15 protein-coding genes, 1 tRNA gene and 1 pseudogene are annotated in these 11,053 nt (G+C 69.1%); 5 read left to right on the plus strand and 12 right to left on the minus strand.

Annotation, left to right across the window (positions count from 1 at the left end; genetic code table 11):
• Positions 1–60: 60 nt before the first annotated feature.
• Genes NS220_RS17800 through idi form a run of 6 tightly spaced genes read right to left on the minus strand, consistent with a single transcriptional unit; the run spans position 61 to position 4,761 of the window.
• Positions 61–405 (minus strand): lycopene cyclase domain-containing protein, encoded by a 345-nt coding sequence (locus tag NS220_RS17800; RefSeq protein WP_058625325.1) that lies wholly within the window; start codon positions 403–405, stop codon positions 61–63.
• Positions 402–725, minus strand: coding sequence for a lycopene cyclase domain-containing protein (locus NS220_RS17805; RefSeq protein ID WP_058625326.1), 324 nt, complete (start codon positions 723–725; stop codon positions 402–404). Before NS220_RS17805 ends, NS220_RS17800 begins: the two co-directional genes overlap by 4 nt.
• A gap of 1 nt (position 726) precedes the next feature.
• A complete protein-coding gene (gene crtI / locus NS220_RS17810; protein ID WP_058625327.1) occupies positions 727–2,283 on the minus strand; it encodes a phytoene desaturase family protein in 1,557 nt (518 codons plus the stop codon).
• Complete coding sequence (locus tag NS220_RS17815) at positions 2,280–3,149, minus strand: phytoene/squalene synthase family protein (RefSeq protein ID WP_193755413.1); 870 nt, start codon at positions 3,147–3,149, stop codon at positions 2,280–2,282. The genes crtI and NS220_RS17815 overlap by 4 nt, the downstream gene beginning before the upstream one ends.
• Positions 3,146–4,213: a polyprenyl synthetase family protein gene (locus NS220_RS17820; RefSeq protein ID WP_081323260.1), complete on the minus strand. Its 1,068-nt coding sequence runs from the start codon at positions 4,211–4,213 to the stop codon at positions 3,146–3,148. The genes NS220_RS17815 and NS220_RS17820 overlap by 4 nt, the downstream gene beginning before the upstream one ends.
• Positions 4,210–4,761, minus strand: coding sequence for an isopentenyl-diphosphate Delta-isomerase (idi, locus tag NS220_RS17825; RefSeq protein ID WP_058625328.1), 552 nt, complete (start codon positions 4,759–4,761; stop codon positions 4,210–4,212). The genes NS220_RS17820 and idi overlap by 4 nt, the downstream gene beginning before the upstream one ends.
• A gap of 111 nt (positions 4,762–4,872) precedes the next feature.
• On the opposite strand from idi, the gene NS220_RS17830 reads away from it, so the two are divergent.
• Positions 4,873–5,304 carry a MarR family winged helix-turn-helix transcriptional regulator gene (locus tag NS220_RS17830; protein ID WP_346335434.1) on the plus strand — a complete coding sequence of 144 codons (432 nt, stop codon included), beginning with the start codon at positions 4,873–4,875 and terminating at the stop codon, positions 5,302–5,304.
• A 17-nt stretch (positions 5,305–5,321) separates the two neighbouring features.
• On the opposite strand, the gene NS220_RS17835 is transcribed toward NS220_RS17830, so the two are convergent.
• Together NS220_RS17835 and NS220_RS17840 are read right to left on the minus strand one after the other, a co-directional pair.
• Positions 5,322–5,969 carry a formylglycine-generating enzyme family protein gene (locus tag NS220_RS17835; RefSeq protein ID WP_058625329.1) on the minus strand — a complete coding sequence of 216 codons (648 nt, stop codon included), beginning with the start codon at positions 5,967–5,969 and terminating at the stop codon, positions 5,322–5,324.
• Positions 5,966–6,331: a hypothetical protein gene (locus NS220_RS17840; protein ID WP_058625330.1), complete on the minus strand. Its 366-nt coding sequence runs from the start codon at positions 6,329–6,331 to the stop codon at positions 5,966–5,968. Before NS220_RS17840 ends, NS220_RS17835 begins: the two co-directional genes overlap by 4 nt.
• Positions 6,332–6,473: 142 nt before the next feature.
• On the opposite strand from NS220_RS17840, the gene NS220_RS17845 reads away from it, so the two are divergent.
• The gene (locus NS220_RS17845) at positions 6,474–7,124 is read left to right on the plus strand and encodes a TetR/AcrR family transcriptional regulator (RefSeq protein WP_058625331.1); all 651 of its coding nucleotides are present in this window, start codon (positions 6,474–6,476) and stop codon (positions 7,122–7,124) included.
• A 61-nt stretch (positions 7,125–7,185) separates the two neighbouring features.
• On the opposite strand, the gene NS220_RS17850 is transcribed toward NS220_RS17845, so the two are convergent.
• A tRNA-Met gene (locus tag NS220_RS17850) sits at positions 7,186–7,259 on the minus strand.
• Between the two features lie 83 nt (positions 7,260–7,342).
• On the opposite strand from NS220_RS17850, the pseudogene NS220_RS17855 reads away from it, so the two are divergent.
• The 3 genes and pseudogenes from NS220_RS17855 to NS220_RS17865 all read left to right on the plus strand — a co-directional run.
• Positions 7,343–7,513 (plus strand): annotated as a pseudogene (locus NS220_RS17855) (DUF6328 family protein); the annotation flags it as partial.
• A gap of 90 nt (positions 7,514–7,603) precedes the next feature.
• Positions 7,604–8,410 carry a carbon-nitrogen hydrolase family protein gene (locus tag NS220_RS17860; RefSeq protein ID WP_058625333.1) on the plus strand — a complete coding sequence of 269 codons (807 nt, stop codon included), beginning with the start codon at positions 7,604–7,606 and terminating at the stop codon, positions 8,408–8,410.
• A 15-nt stretch (positions 8,411–8,425) separates the two neighbouring features.
• A complete protein-coding gene (locus NS220_RS17865) occupies positions 8,426–8,749 on the plus strand; it encodes a helix-turn-helix domain-containing protein (protein WP_242864675.1) in 324 nt (107 codons plus the stop codon).
• A gap of 6 nt (positions 8,750–8,755) precedes the next feature.
• Here NS220_RS17865 and NS220_RS17870 read toward each other — a convergent pair whose 3' ends face one another.
• The 3 genes from NS220_RS17870 to NS220_RS17880 form a co-directional block, all read right to left on the minus strand.
• A complete protein-coding gene (locus NS220_RS17870) occupies positions 8,756–9,085 on the minus strand; it encodes a hypothetical protein (protein ID WP_058625334.1) in 330 nt (109 codons plus the stop codon).
• 126 nt (positions 9,086–9,211) lie between these two features.
• The gene (locus NS220_RS17875) at positions 9,212–9,448 is read right to left on the minus strand and encodes a hypothetical protein (protein WP_058625335.1); all 237 of its coding nucleotides are present in this window, start codon (positions 9,446–9,448) and stop codon (positions 9,212–9,214) included.
• Between the two features lie 148 nt (positions 9,449–9,596).
• Positions 9,597–10,802 carry an aminotransferase class I/II-fold pyridoxal phosphate-dependent enzyme gene (locus NS220_RS17880; protein ID WP_058625336.1) on the minus strand — a complete coding sequence of 402 codons (1,206 nt, stop codon included), beginning with the start codon at positions 10,800–10,802 and terminating at the stop codon, positions 9,597–9,599.
• Positions 10,803–11,053 lie beyond the last annotated feature (251 nt).

Genomic DNA, 11,053 nt, shown 5'->3' on the forward strand with positions numbered 1-11,053 from the left:
GTCGTGACGAGACGAACAGCTCCCGCAGCACGCGGCCGGGAGTGAGGGCGGCGGGAGCGTTCATGCGGTGTCCTTCTGGTGCGCGGGCGGCGTCGAGGAGGGGGCGGGGGTGCGCGGGGAGAGCAGGGTGAAGACGGCCGGGACGAGGAACGCGGCGCACACGGGATACGCGAAGTCCTCGATCGGGGCGAGACCGAGGCGCAATCCGCTGAGGTGCTCTTCGGGGTACGAGAACAGGTCGGCGGCGATCATGAGATTGTCGAAGACGAGAGTCAGGCCCACGAGCACGAGGGCGACGAGCCCGGAGGATGCCATGCGCTCGCGGAACCGGGGCCGTCCGAGGGTCGAGAGGGTCGCGACGGCGGTGACGACCAGAAACGGCAGGACGATCAGCGGATAGGTCATGTCCGCTCCCGCGCGCGGGCACGGCGCTGGAACACGGCGTACATCACGATCGCCAGGTAGCTCAGGAAGAGCAGGAAGAAGACCTCTTCGAGCGGCAAGTGCGGTGCCAGTTCGACGCCGACGAACAACGGGCTCTCGCCTTTCACGAAGACACCGGTGACGATACCCACCGCGTCCCACACGAGGAAGAACGCGGTGCCGATCAGCACCGCCGCGCACGTGCGCATCGGCGCGACGCGCAGCGCCAGGGAGAACTTCAGGTCGATCGCGATCATGCCGGCGAGCGAGAACAGGATCGCGCCCAGGTAGATCCCGGGCACGTCAGACCGCCGCGCGCACGGGTTCTGCGAGAGGGCCGGGCGAGCTGTCACCCGTCAGGCGCTTGACGACGAGCTCGGCCGAGATGAGGCACATCGGCAGGCCGATGCCCGGGAGCACCGACGTTCCCGCGTAGTAGAGGTTCTGCACCTTGCGTGAGCGGTTCTTGGGGCGGAAGATCGCGCTCTGATTCAGCGTGTGCGCCAGCCCCAGCGAATTGCCGTGCCAGGCGTGCAGGTCTTCTGCGAAGTCCTCCGGGGCGATCGTCTTTCGCACGACGATGCGCTCGGCGAGATCCGGGATGCCGGTCCACTCCGCGATCTGCGCGATCACGCGATCCGCCGCCTGCTCGATGCGCTCGTCTCCGGCGCCGGCCACTCCTCCGCGACCGCTGTCGGGGTCGGCGGGCACAGGGACGAGGACGAACAGGTTCTCGTGTCCCGCGGGTGCCACGGAGTCGTCGGAGGCGCTCGGACGGCAGATGTAGATCGATGCGGGGTCGGGGATCTTCTTGTTCTCGCCGAAGATCGCGTCGAAGTTCGTGTGCCAGTCGTCGGTGAACAGCAGTGTGTGGTGGGTCAGCTGCGGCAATTCGCCCTTCACGCCCAGGAGCAGAAGGAGGGCCCCGGGGCTCGGGACCTTGTCCTTCCACCACTTCTCGGGGTACTGGCGATCCTTCTCTTCGAGGAGGTGATTCTCGGTGTGGTGGAGGTCGGCGCCGGACACCACGGCATCCGCGGCGAAGATCCGCCCGTCTGCGAGGCGCACGCCGCGGGCGAGCCCGGACTCGGTGATGATCGCCTCGACCGGGGCGGAAGTCTCGATCTGCACGCCGCGCTCGCGTGCGAGCTTCTCGATGGCGGCGATGATCTCGGTCATCCCGCCCTTCGGGTACAGCACGCCATCGCCCAGGTCGAGGTGACTCATGAGGTGGTACAGGCTCGGCACCTCGAACGGGGAGCCGCCGAGGAACACCGCGGGATACGCGAGGATCTGCTGCAGCCGCGTGTTCTGGAAGTCGGTCGTCACGCGCTTCCAGAGCGTGCGCGTGAGCAGGGGGATGAGGGTGGGCAGGCGCTTCACGAGCGCGGGGTCGCGCAGGCCCTTGGTGGACGAGTAGGGGTCGTAGAGGAACTTCGACGTCGACAGCTCATAGGCGTCCTTCGCCGAGTCGAGATACGCCTCGAGATTCGGGCCCGAGCCGGGTTCGTGCTCCTCGAACAGCGCGCGCACCGCCTCGCGGCCCGAGACGACGTCGATCGGCTCTCCCTTCCCGGGAGGGCCGTAGACGCGGTAGGCGGGGTCGAGGCGCACGAGGTCGAGCTGCTCGTCCGCGCTCGTGCCGAGCAGTCGGAAGAAGTGATCGAACACCTCGGGCATGAGGTACCAGCTCGGCCCTGTGTCGAAGCGGAAGCCGTCGGCCTCCCACGAGCCGGCGCGCCCGCCGAGGGCGTCCCGGGCCTCGAAGAGCTGGACGTCGTGGCCGCGGTCGGCCAGCAGGGCGGCGGTTCCGAGACCGGCGATCCCGCCTCCGACGACGACGATGCGCTGCGCACTCATGGGCGGGGACCTTTCGGTGGACGCCCGAGGAGGGCGCGGGCGGCGAGGGTGGCTTTGACCGTGTCCGGGACGCGGACGCGGGGAGCGCCGGCGGGGGAGAGGCGCAGACGCCGCGACAGTTCGGCGAACAGGTCGTGAGCGGCGGTCACCGCCGCTCGACAATCCGGCGGCAGGTGGGGGATGACCGCTGCCGCGGCGGCGAGGTCGGCATCGATCCGGTCGAGCACTACGGTGCGCCGATCGTCATCGGCTGCTCCGTCGAGGTAGTCGCGGCCGAGACGGTCGGCGTCGTCGGCGAGGTCGCGGAGGAAGTTGACGTCCTGGAACGCCGCCCCGAGGCGCCGCGCGCCGTCGACGAGGTCGGCGGCGGGGCGCGCGGGAGCGGACATCCCGGCGTTCAGGAACACCTGGAGGCACATCAGCCCGACCACCTCGGCCGATCCGTACACGTACGCGTCGTGCGAGAGGTCGTCGTGCGCGGCGGTGTCGATGTCGGTGCGCATGGAGGCGAAGAAAGGCGCGATCAGCTCGGCGTCGATGCCGCACTCGCGAGCGGTGCGGGCGAAGGCATGCACGACGAGGTTGGCGCTGAAGCCCGAGGCGATGGCATCCGTCACCTCGTTCTCGAGGGCATCCAGGACGGCGCGTTCGCGGTCGGGGGTCAGCCCCGCGTCATGGGCGGGCCCGTCGACGATCTCGTCGGCGACGCGCACCAGGGCGTAGATGTTGCGCACGTGAGGGCGGGGGCGGGCCCCGAGAAGACGTGCGGCGAGACCGAACGAGGTCGAGTATCGGTGGATGACGGCCGCGGCGGCATCGTCGGCCGTCCGTGAGTACAGGGCGAGACCGGTCGGTCCGATGCTCACGGGACGCGCTCCTGGACGGCGTCCACGAGGTCGAGCAGCATCGCCTGGCACTCGTCGGGCAGCGTCGAGGCGGCGACGATTCCCCGAGCTTCGTCGAGCGTGTCGCGGACGAGGTGCTCGAGGCGCACCCGCGCACCCGACGCGGACAGGGCCGTCTGCGCGGCACGGATCGCCACGGGCCCCGTGTGGGCGTTCGCCAGCGCGTCGCTGACCTCGGGCCAGCTCTCGCTCTCGCGTGCCAGCACGATGAGGTGGGTCTTCTTCGCCTCGCGGAGGTCGGATCCCTCGTCCTTCCCGGCGGCCGACGCGCTTCCGAAGGCGCCGATCAGATCGTCGACCAGCTGGTAGGCGAGGCCGAGGCGCTGACCGAACCGCTGGAGGGCGTGTCGCACGGGAGCCTCCGCGCCCGCGAGGACAGCGCCGGCCTCGAGCGGCGCCGAGAACGAGTACACGGCCGTCTTGTCGTGCGTCGTGCGCAGGATCGTGTCGGCGTCGATCTCGCCGGCGGACACCGCGTTCTCGACGTCGGCGAGTTCGCCGGCGGCGGAGACGAGCACGGCGTCCTCGACGAGCAGGAGGAGTTCGCGGCGGAGGTCCCCGGGGATCTCGGCCATCGCCACGAGACGGGCGGCCTCGTGCAGCAGGAGGTCTCCCGCGAGGATTCCGGCGGCGTCTCCGAGGAGCGCCGCTCCCGCGGCATCCGCTCCCCGTTCGGTACCGCGCGCGCGGAACTCTCCTCCGACGTTGGGCATTCCGCGGCGTTCGACGTCGTGATCGATGACGTCGTCGTGAACGACGAAAGCGGTGTGCAACAGCTCGAAGGCGGCGGCGATCTGGAACAGCGCGTCCCGCGCGATGTCGGGTCCGCCGAGCGTGTGGAATGCGGACACCACCAGCAGGGGGCGGAACCGTTTGCCGCCCTCGGCGGCGCGGCGGATGGCGGATGCCAGGGCGCGAGCGCCGTCCCCCTGCCGACCGAGGCGTCGGTCGAGGCGGGAGAGAGCACCCTCGATGGCGGAATCGATGTCGTGGCGCGCGGCGGGAGTGGTGGCCAATGCGATCACGAGGCCCGCCGGACGGCTGGAGGGGTGCCGAAGAGGTGCAGCTGCTGCGCCTGGAGGACGAGCCACGGGCTGAACGCCCAGGGGGTGGCCTCGAGGGAGGCGGCGAGGTCGAGGGGATCGACCCAGCGGTACTCGGCGACTTCGCTCGGGTTCGGCTGAGGTTCGTCGTCGGTGAACGCGACGTACACGGGGCAGATCTCGTTCTCGACGATCCCGCTCGCGTCGATCGCGCGGTACCGGAAGTGCGGGAGGGCGAGTTCGAGATCGCGAACACGGAGCCCGACCTCGAAGGCCGCGCGACGGTGGACGGCGTCGGTCAGGGATTCGGCGGGCGCCGGGTGGCCGCAGAAAGAATTCGTCCAGACTCCCGGCCAGGTCTTCTTGCCGATCGCTCGGCGCGTGACGAGCACCTGGCCGGCACTGTTCATCACGTGGCAGGAGAACGCGAGGTGCAGTGCGGTGTCGGCACCGTGCACACTTGCTTTCGGTGCGATGCCGATCTCGTTTCCGGCCTCGTCCAGAAGGACGACGTTTTCCATCTCGCTCATCGTTCCTCCTGTTTGCTAGTTTAGCTAGCGATGTGAGCTTTAATATACCTATGCCCAAAGGGGGTGTCCACCGTGACAAGTACCACCGCTCGTTCTGGTAGAAGGCCTGCCGTGATCGAAACCCTCACGGCAGTCCGCGCGCTCAGCGACGCCCTCGACCGCATGCACAGCGGCATGAAGGGCGACATGGACATGAACGCCAGCGATCTCGCGACGCTGCGCATGCTCATCATCCGCGAACAACGGGGAGAGATGGTCAGCCCCCACGACGTGGCGAGGCATCTGCGCATCTCGACCGCGTCGACGACGAAGCTGATCGACAGGTTGGCGGCCTCGGGTCACGTCGAGCGTCGCGCCCATCCCTCCGACGGTCGCGCTCGGATCGTCCTTCTCACGGACAAGTCTCGTAGCGAGTTCTTCCACCATCTCGGCGGTCATCTCGGGGCGATGCGCGATGTCGCCGCGCAGTACACCGATGAGGAGCTCGCCACCATCTCGGGATTCCTGAGCTCGTTGACCGAAGCGATCACCACGACCGACTGAGGGCGGCGCAGAACCCCTCACGACCGCGCTCCGCGGGCCACGCGGACCCCCACATCGTCGAAGGTGTCGCGCGGGCCTCCTCCGCGGCGGGTCGAGGAGCGCACGACGGCCGGCGCGTCACTCCACCCGCCCCCGCGGAACACGCGCGCGGACCCCCTGTCGGGGTCGAGGAGGTCCTCGCACCACTCCGACACGTTGCCCAGGATGTCGAACAGCCCGAAGAGATTCGGCAGACGCGCACCGACGTCGACGGGAGCACGAAGTCCGTCAGCTGCCGTCCACGCGATCTCGCGGACGGGCCCGTACGCCGCCCCGGTCGCCCCGGCGCGTGCCGCGTACTCCCATTCGTCCTCCGTCGGCAGCCGGAATCCGTCGCTCTCGGGATCGGCGGAAACCTCTTCGCCGTCGAACCGATAGACCGGATCGAGCCCCTCCCACTCGGAGAGGGCGTTGCACAGCCGAACGGCTCGGAACCAGCTGAGATCGACCGCGGGTCGACGAGGATGACGGGCCGGGATGCCGAGGAGTTCCGCGACCTGCTCCTCTGTGACGGGGTACACGCCGATCTCGAAGGCCGGCACGACGATCTCGCGCCGTTCGTTTCCGCGCATGTCGCCGCGCAGGACGCGTCCGGCGGGGATGGCCGCCATCTCGACGTCGGTCATCGCAGCTCCAGCATCCACAGGTCGGCATCGCCCGTCAGGAAGAGGCGACGCTCGTCGGCATCGAAGGCGCAGTTGCCGTCGACCGCGTTGCCGTTCGCGAACGCGGAGGGGTCGACGATGCTGACCACGCTGCCGTCATCGCGCCACGCCAGCGTGCGCCGACCGATGACGTCGCTGAAGACCAGCGCGTTCTGCTCGGCCCACCACGCGGGCCCTTCCGCCCACGAGGCTCCGGCGTACAGCTCGAGCAAACGGGCGTCCGGGGGCAGGACCGCTCGCAATCGCGGATCGTGGACGCGGGGTGGAGGCACCTCGACGGGGCGAGGGGCCCGAGGGGGCTGGAGGATTCGTCCGTCGATCATGCGTCCAGTCAATCGGGTGGTTCCGACATCGGCAGGACGGGTTGACGGATCCGCGACGGTGCTCTCGAGCGCACGTCAAGCCCTGGGCGGCCGGAGACTCGAATGATTAGATGAATGCTCTAACAGTCTGAGGAGGGCCCGGATGAGCCCCAGGCGTTACGCGTCTCCGCTCCGCAAGGCCGAGGCGGCCCGCACGCGGGCGGCGATCCTCGACGCGGCCGCCGAGCTCTTCTCCAGAGACGGCTACGCGGCGACCACGATGAGGAGCATCGCCCTCACCGCCGGAGTCTCCGTCCAGTCGGTGCACCTCGCCGGCTCGAAGTCGGTCCTCCTCGTCGCCGCGTTCGAGCGTGCTCTCCTCGGCGACCGGGAGAACGCCGACGCCGCCCACGCCCTGCCGATCGGCGACATTCTGGACCGTCTGGACGTCGACGAGGCGATGCGCGTGTGGCTCGACGACATCACGCACGCTCATCGGCGTTCGGCCGGACTCGCGCGCGCGATGGCGATCGCGGGGGAGACGGATGCCGTGGCCGCGGCCGCCATGGCCGATCTCGACGCGCGTCGGCGCAGAGACATCCGCGCGGCCTCGACGTGGCTCGCCGCGCGGGGCTTGCTCGGGGAAGAGGACATCGACGAGGTGACCGACGAACTCAGCTACCTGGTCGGTCCCGAGACGTACGCGTTCTTCGTCACCCGCTCCGGGTGGTCGCCGACGCGTTACCGCGCGTGGGTCGAGCGGACCCTTCGCGACCTGCTGACCCGGCGGTCGTACGACATGCCCGTCGTCTGAGGGACACCGTCCGATGGAAGGCAGAAGGCCCCGGATCCAAGGATCCGGGGCCTTCTTCTTGTTGCGGGGACAGGATTTGAACCTGCGACCTCTGGGTTATGAGCCCAGCGAGCTACCGAGCTGCTCCACCCCGCGGCACAAGAGAAAACATTACGCGGAGATGAACGTCGGCGCAAATCCGGAGGCGCCGCCCGGGAGTGTCGCGCCAGAATGTCCTGATGAGCAGTGACATCGAGGATCTCGGCGACGGGAGGCCCGAGACCCCCGCGCAGCGCGCCGATCGCAACGGGACCGACGTTCTGCAGGAGCTTCGCGTCCTGCAGACCGGCACGCAGACCCTCACAGGGTTCCTCCTGGCCCTGGCATTCCAGCCCGCCTTCGCCGACCTCGGCCGGCGGGGTCGTTCTGACCGTCGTGATCCTCGTACTCTGGGTGGTGGTGCCGATGGTGCTCCACCGTCGAGGGCGAAAGGATGACGCGTGACAGAGAACGGATTCGGACTGGCCGTCGCGCAGTTCGCGCCGACCGCGTCCCGTGCGACCAACATCTCGGTCATCACCGAGGCCGTCGTGACGGCTTCTTCGCGCGGGGCGCGCGTGATCGTGTTCCCCGAGTACTCGAGCTATTTCGTCGACCCCTTCGATGACACCCTCGCCGACAACGCCGAAGATCTCGACGGGCCCTTCACCGCGGCCCTGCGATCGCTCGCCGCCGAACAGGGGGTCGTGATCGTCGCCGGCCTCCTCGAGCGCGCCGACGACGGCCACCGCGTGCGCAACACGGTCGTGGCCGTCTCGGGAGACGGCATCCGGGCCGTCTATCGCAAGCTCCATCTGTACGACGCCTTCGGCCAGCGCGAGTCGGACTGGGTGGCGCCCGGGGAGATCGCTCCGCCCGACACGTTCGAGGTCGACGGGCTGCGCTTCGGCCTCATGACGTGCTACGACCTGCGGTTCCCCGAGGTCGCCCGAACGCTCGCCGATGCCCAGGTCGATGTCGTGCTCGTCCCCGCTGAGTGGGTGCGCGGGCCTCTCAAGGAGCATCACTGGCGGACCCTGGTGCAGGCTCGTGCGATCGAGAACACGGTCTTCGTCGCCGGCGCAGATCACCCGCCGCCGCTCGGGGTGGGTCACTCGATGATCGTGGACCCGCAGGGAGTGGTCCTCGCGGCGGTCGGGACGACCACCGACGTCGCCGTCGCCCACATCGACCCGGCTGCCATCGCGCGCGTGCGTCGGGTGAATCCTGCTCTCGAACTGCGCCGCTATCGGGTGACGCCACGCTGAAAGCACGCTGATCGCATGGACGGTTTCGACGCCGAACCCGGAGAGATGACGCAAGCTGGAGAGATGACCGGTCTCGCGTTCGACTATCCCTGGATGACGTTCATGGGCGAACTCGGGGCGAATCTGCGCACGGCGCGACTCGCCGCGGGTCTGACGCAGGAAGATGTCGCGGTACGAGCGCGCATCTCGCTCTTCACGTATCAGAAGCTCGAGAAGGGCGAATCGAACCCCGGCACTCCGGCCAATCCCCGCCTGCAGACGCTGCTGGCCCTGTCGGCGGTGCTCGGTGTTCCGATCGACGCCCTCGTGCCCGACCTGGGTCACGCCCGCGACGCGTAGCGGGGCTCAGGGCACGTCGTCCAGCAGCGCGGTGACGGCTCGCATCACGCGCTTCGTCGTCTCGATGCTGAGGACCGTGGACTGCCGGGCGAAGTGATCCGAGCCGAACCAGACCCAGGTCTCGCCGCGGGTCTGCTCGAGCCCGATCGTGATCTCCGTGACGCCGATCGCATGGATGTCACCGTCCGGCGCGAGGCTCCGTTCCACTCCGGGAACGGTGATGCCCACGCTGCGATGCGAGACGTTCGCCTCGATCGAGGGCTCGTGCACGCCGGCGCACCACGTGGGGCAGGGCGAGGAGAGCGGACGGAGGCGAGCGGATTCGGACGAGCTCATGCGGGTCTTCTTCGTGAGGCGTGGGCGGGTGCGCTCCGACGATACGAGGCCGGACACGTCGATCGCGAGGGCGCGGACCCCCCATTCGGATGGTTCGTCGCCGATCCCGTCGCCGAAGCGCGCGGCTCAGGGGGCTTCGGGCGTGGGCTGGATCCGCTGCACGTAGCGGATCAGCGAGATCGAGCGCGATGAGCGCCAGCCGGAGCGGAGCAGGGCCATCGTGTATCCCTCCGCCCGCAGTTGCAGGGCCGTTTCCGGCGTGAGGAAGATCTTCTGCGGCACCTTCGTCCATTTGAGGGAGGTGCCGTACAGGTGCGTGATGCGCGGAGGGCGCGCTTCGAGGGTGTGGCGCGGGCGTGGCATGGAACTCCCAGATGGTCGGCGAGAGGAGTTGCGGGCACGATCGACGACAGGCGATCACCGGCGAGAGTACACCATGCATACATGGTATGACTCGCCGGTGTGAAAACGGAACGAAAAGAGGGGTGACCGACGTCGTCTTCGGGTCCCGTCAGTCGCGCGACGTCTCCGCCAATCGCTTCACGGCCTCCGACAACACGTCGACGCGTTTGCACGCGGCGAAGCGCACGAGGGTGGCGTAACGGTGCCGATGGGCGGGAGACACGAAGGCGGTGAGGGGGATGCCGACGACCCCGGCGCGCGCGGGGAGTTCCCGGCAGAACGCGTCCGCGTCCGTGGCGCCCAGCGGAGTGGCATCCACGACCGTGAAATACGAACCGCCCGGCGACGACACGTCGAAACCCGCCGCGCGCAGGCCCGAGCCCAGGAGTTCCGCCTTGGCGGCCATGGTCGAGGCGACGGAGGAGAAGAACGCGTCGGGCAGGCGCAGTCCCGCGGCGATGGCGGGCTGGAACGGAGATCCGCCGACGTAGGTGAGGAACTGCTTCACGGCGAGGACCGCCGTGACGAGATCCGCGGGACCCGTCACCCACCCGGTCTTCCACCCGGTGAGCGAGAAGGTCTTGCCGGCCGACGAGATCGTCAGCGTGCGCTCGGCAGCGCCGGGAAGGGTGGCGATCGGCACGTGCGGCCCGTCGAAGACGAGGTGTTCGTAGACCTCGTCGGTGACGATCAGCGCGTCGTGCTGGTGCGCGAGGCGCACGACCTCGTCGAGCACCTCCCGGGAGAACACCGTGCCGGTGGGGTTGTGGGGATCGTTGACGAGGATGACGCGCGTGCGGTCCGTCACAGCGGATGCCAGGTCCTCGAGGTCGGGCTGGAAGTCCGGCCAGCGCAATGGGACGCCCACGAGCCGCGCTCCGGCCAGGGCCACGCTCGCCGCGTACGAGTCGTAGTACGGCTCGAAGACGATGACCTCGTCGTCCGGACCGTCGATGAGGGCGAGGAGGGTCGAGGCGAGTGCCTCCGTCGCGCCCACCGTCACGAGCACCTCGCGAGCGGGGTCGAGCTCGAGACCGTAGAAGCGCTTCTGATGTTCCGCGATCGCCGTGAGCAACTCGGGGAAGCCGCGCCCCGGGGCGTACTGGTTCACCCCGTCGGCGATTGCGCGTCGCGCCGCCGCGAGGACGACCTCGGGCCCGTCCTCATCGGGGAAGCCTTGGCCGAGATTGATGGCGCCGGTCGAGGTCGCCAGCGCCGTCATCTCGGCGAAGATCGTGGGGACGGCTCGGCCGTCGGCGGCGAGGAGACCGGCTCCTCGGGCGGTGCGCTGCCAGGCGCCGGGGATGGTGTTCATCGGGGAAGTGCCTTCGAGAGAGTGCGTGGGTCGCACGGCCGGTAGGTTCTCACCGTAGGCCATGGGGCATGCGGGGCGCCGGTAACAGACCCATAGAGGCGGCTCACCCGCGTCATAGGCAGCACACAGCATCCGGGGTCATCGTTGAAGCGCCTGGAAGAAGGAGCATCACATGAGCGACAACACGGACAACCGTCCCGAGGGTAACGACATCAGCCGGAACAGCGACGCGGCCGCCCCGAACGCCGCCC

This window comes from Microbacterium testaceum (assembly GCF_001476655.1).
In the GTDB taxonomy this organism is placed as follows: domain Bacteria; phylum Actinomycetota; class Actinomycetes; order Actinomycetales; family Microbacteriaceae; genus Microbacterium; species Microbacterium testaceum_C.

Excerpts from the sequence above, each read along its gene's own strand:
- NS220_RS17800 (WP_058625325.1), bottom strand. The coding sequence starts at position 405 with ATGACCTATCCGCTGATCGTCCTGCCGTTTCTGGTCGTCACCGCCGTC.
- crtI (WP_058625327.1), bottom strand. The coding sequence starts at position 2,283 with ATGAGTGCGCAGCGCATCGTCGTCGTCGGAGGCGGGATCGCCGGTCTC.
- idi (WP_058625328.1), bottom strand. The coding sequence starts at position 4,761 with ATGAGCGAGATGGAAAACGTCGTCCTTCTGGACGAGGCCGGAAACGAG.
- NS220_RS17835 (WP_058625329.1), bottom strand. The coding sequence starts at position 5,969 with ATGACCGACGTCGAGATGGCGGCCATCCCCGCCGGACGCGTCCTGCGC.
- NS220_RS17840 (WP_058625330.1), bottom strand. The coding sequence starts at position 6,331 with ATGATCGACGGACGAATCCTCCAGCCCCCTCGGGCCCCTCGCCCCGTC.
- NS220_RS17845 (WP_058625331.1), top strand. The coding sequence starts at position 6,474 with ATGAGCCCCAGGCGTTACGCGTCTCCGCTCCGCAAGGCCGAGGCGGCC.
- NS220_RS17865 (WP_242864675.1), top strand. The coding sequence starts at position 8,426 with ATGGACGGTTTCGACGCCGAACCCGGAGAGATGACGCAAGCTGGAGAG.
- NS220_RS17870 (WP_058625334.1), bottom strand. The coding sequence starts at position 9,085 with ATGAGCTCGTCCGAATCCGCTCGCCTCCGTCCGCTCTCCTCGCCCTGC.
- NS220_RS17875 (WP_058625335.1), bottom strand. The coding sequence starts at position 9,448 with ATGCCACGCCCGCGCCACACCCTCGAAGCGCGCCCTCCGCGCATCACG.
- NS220_RS17880 (WP_058625336.1), bottom strand. The coding sequence starts at position 10,802 with ATGAACACCATCCCCGGCGCCTGGCAGCGCACCGCCCGAGGAGCCGGT.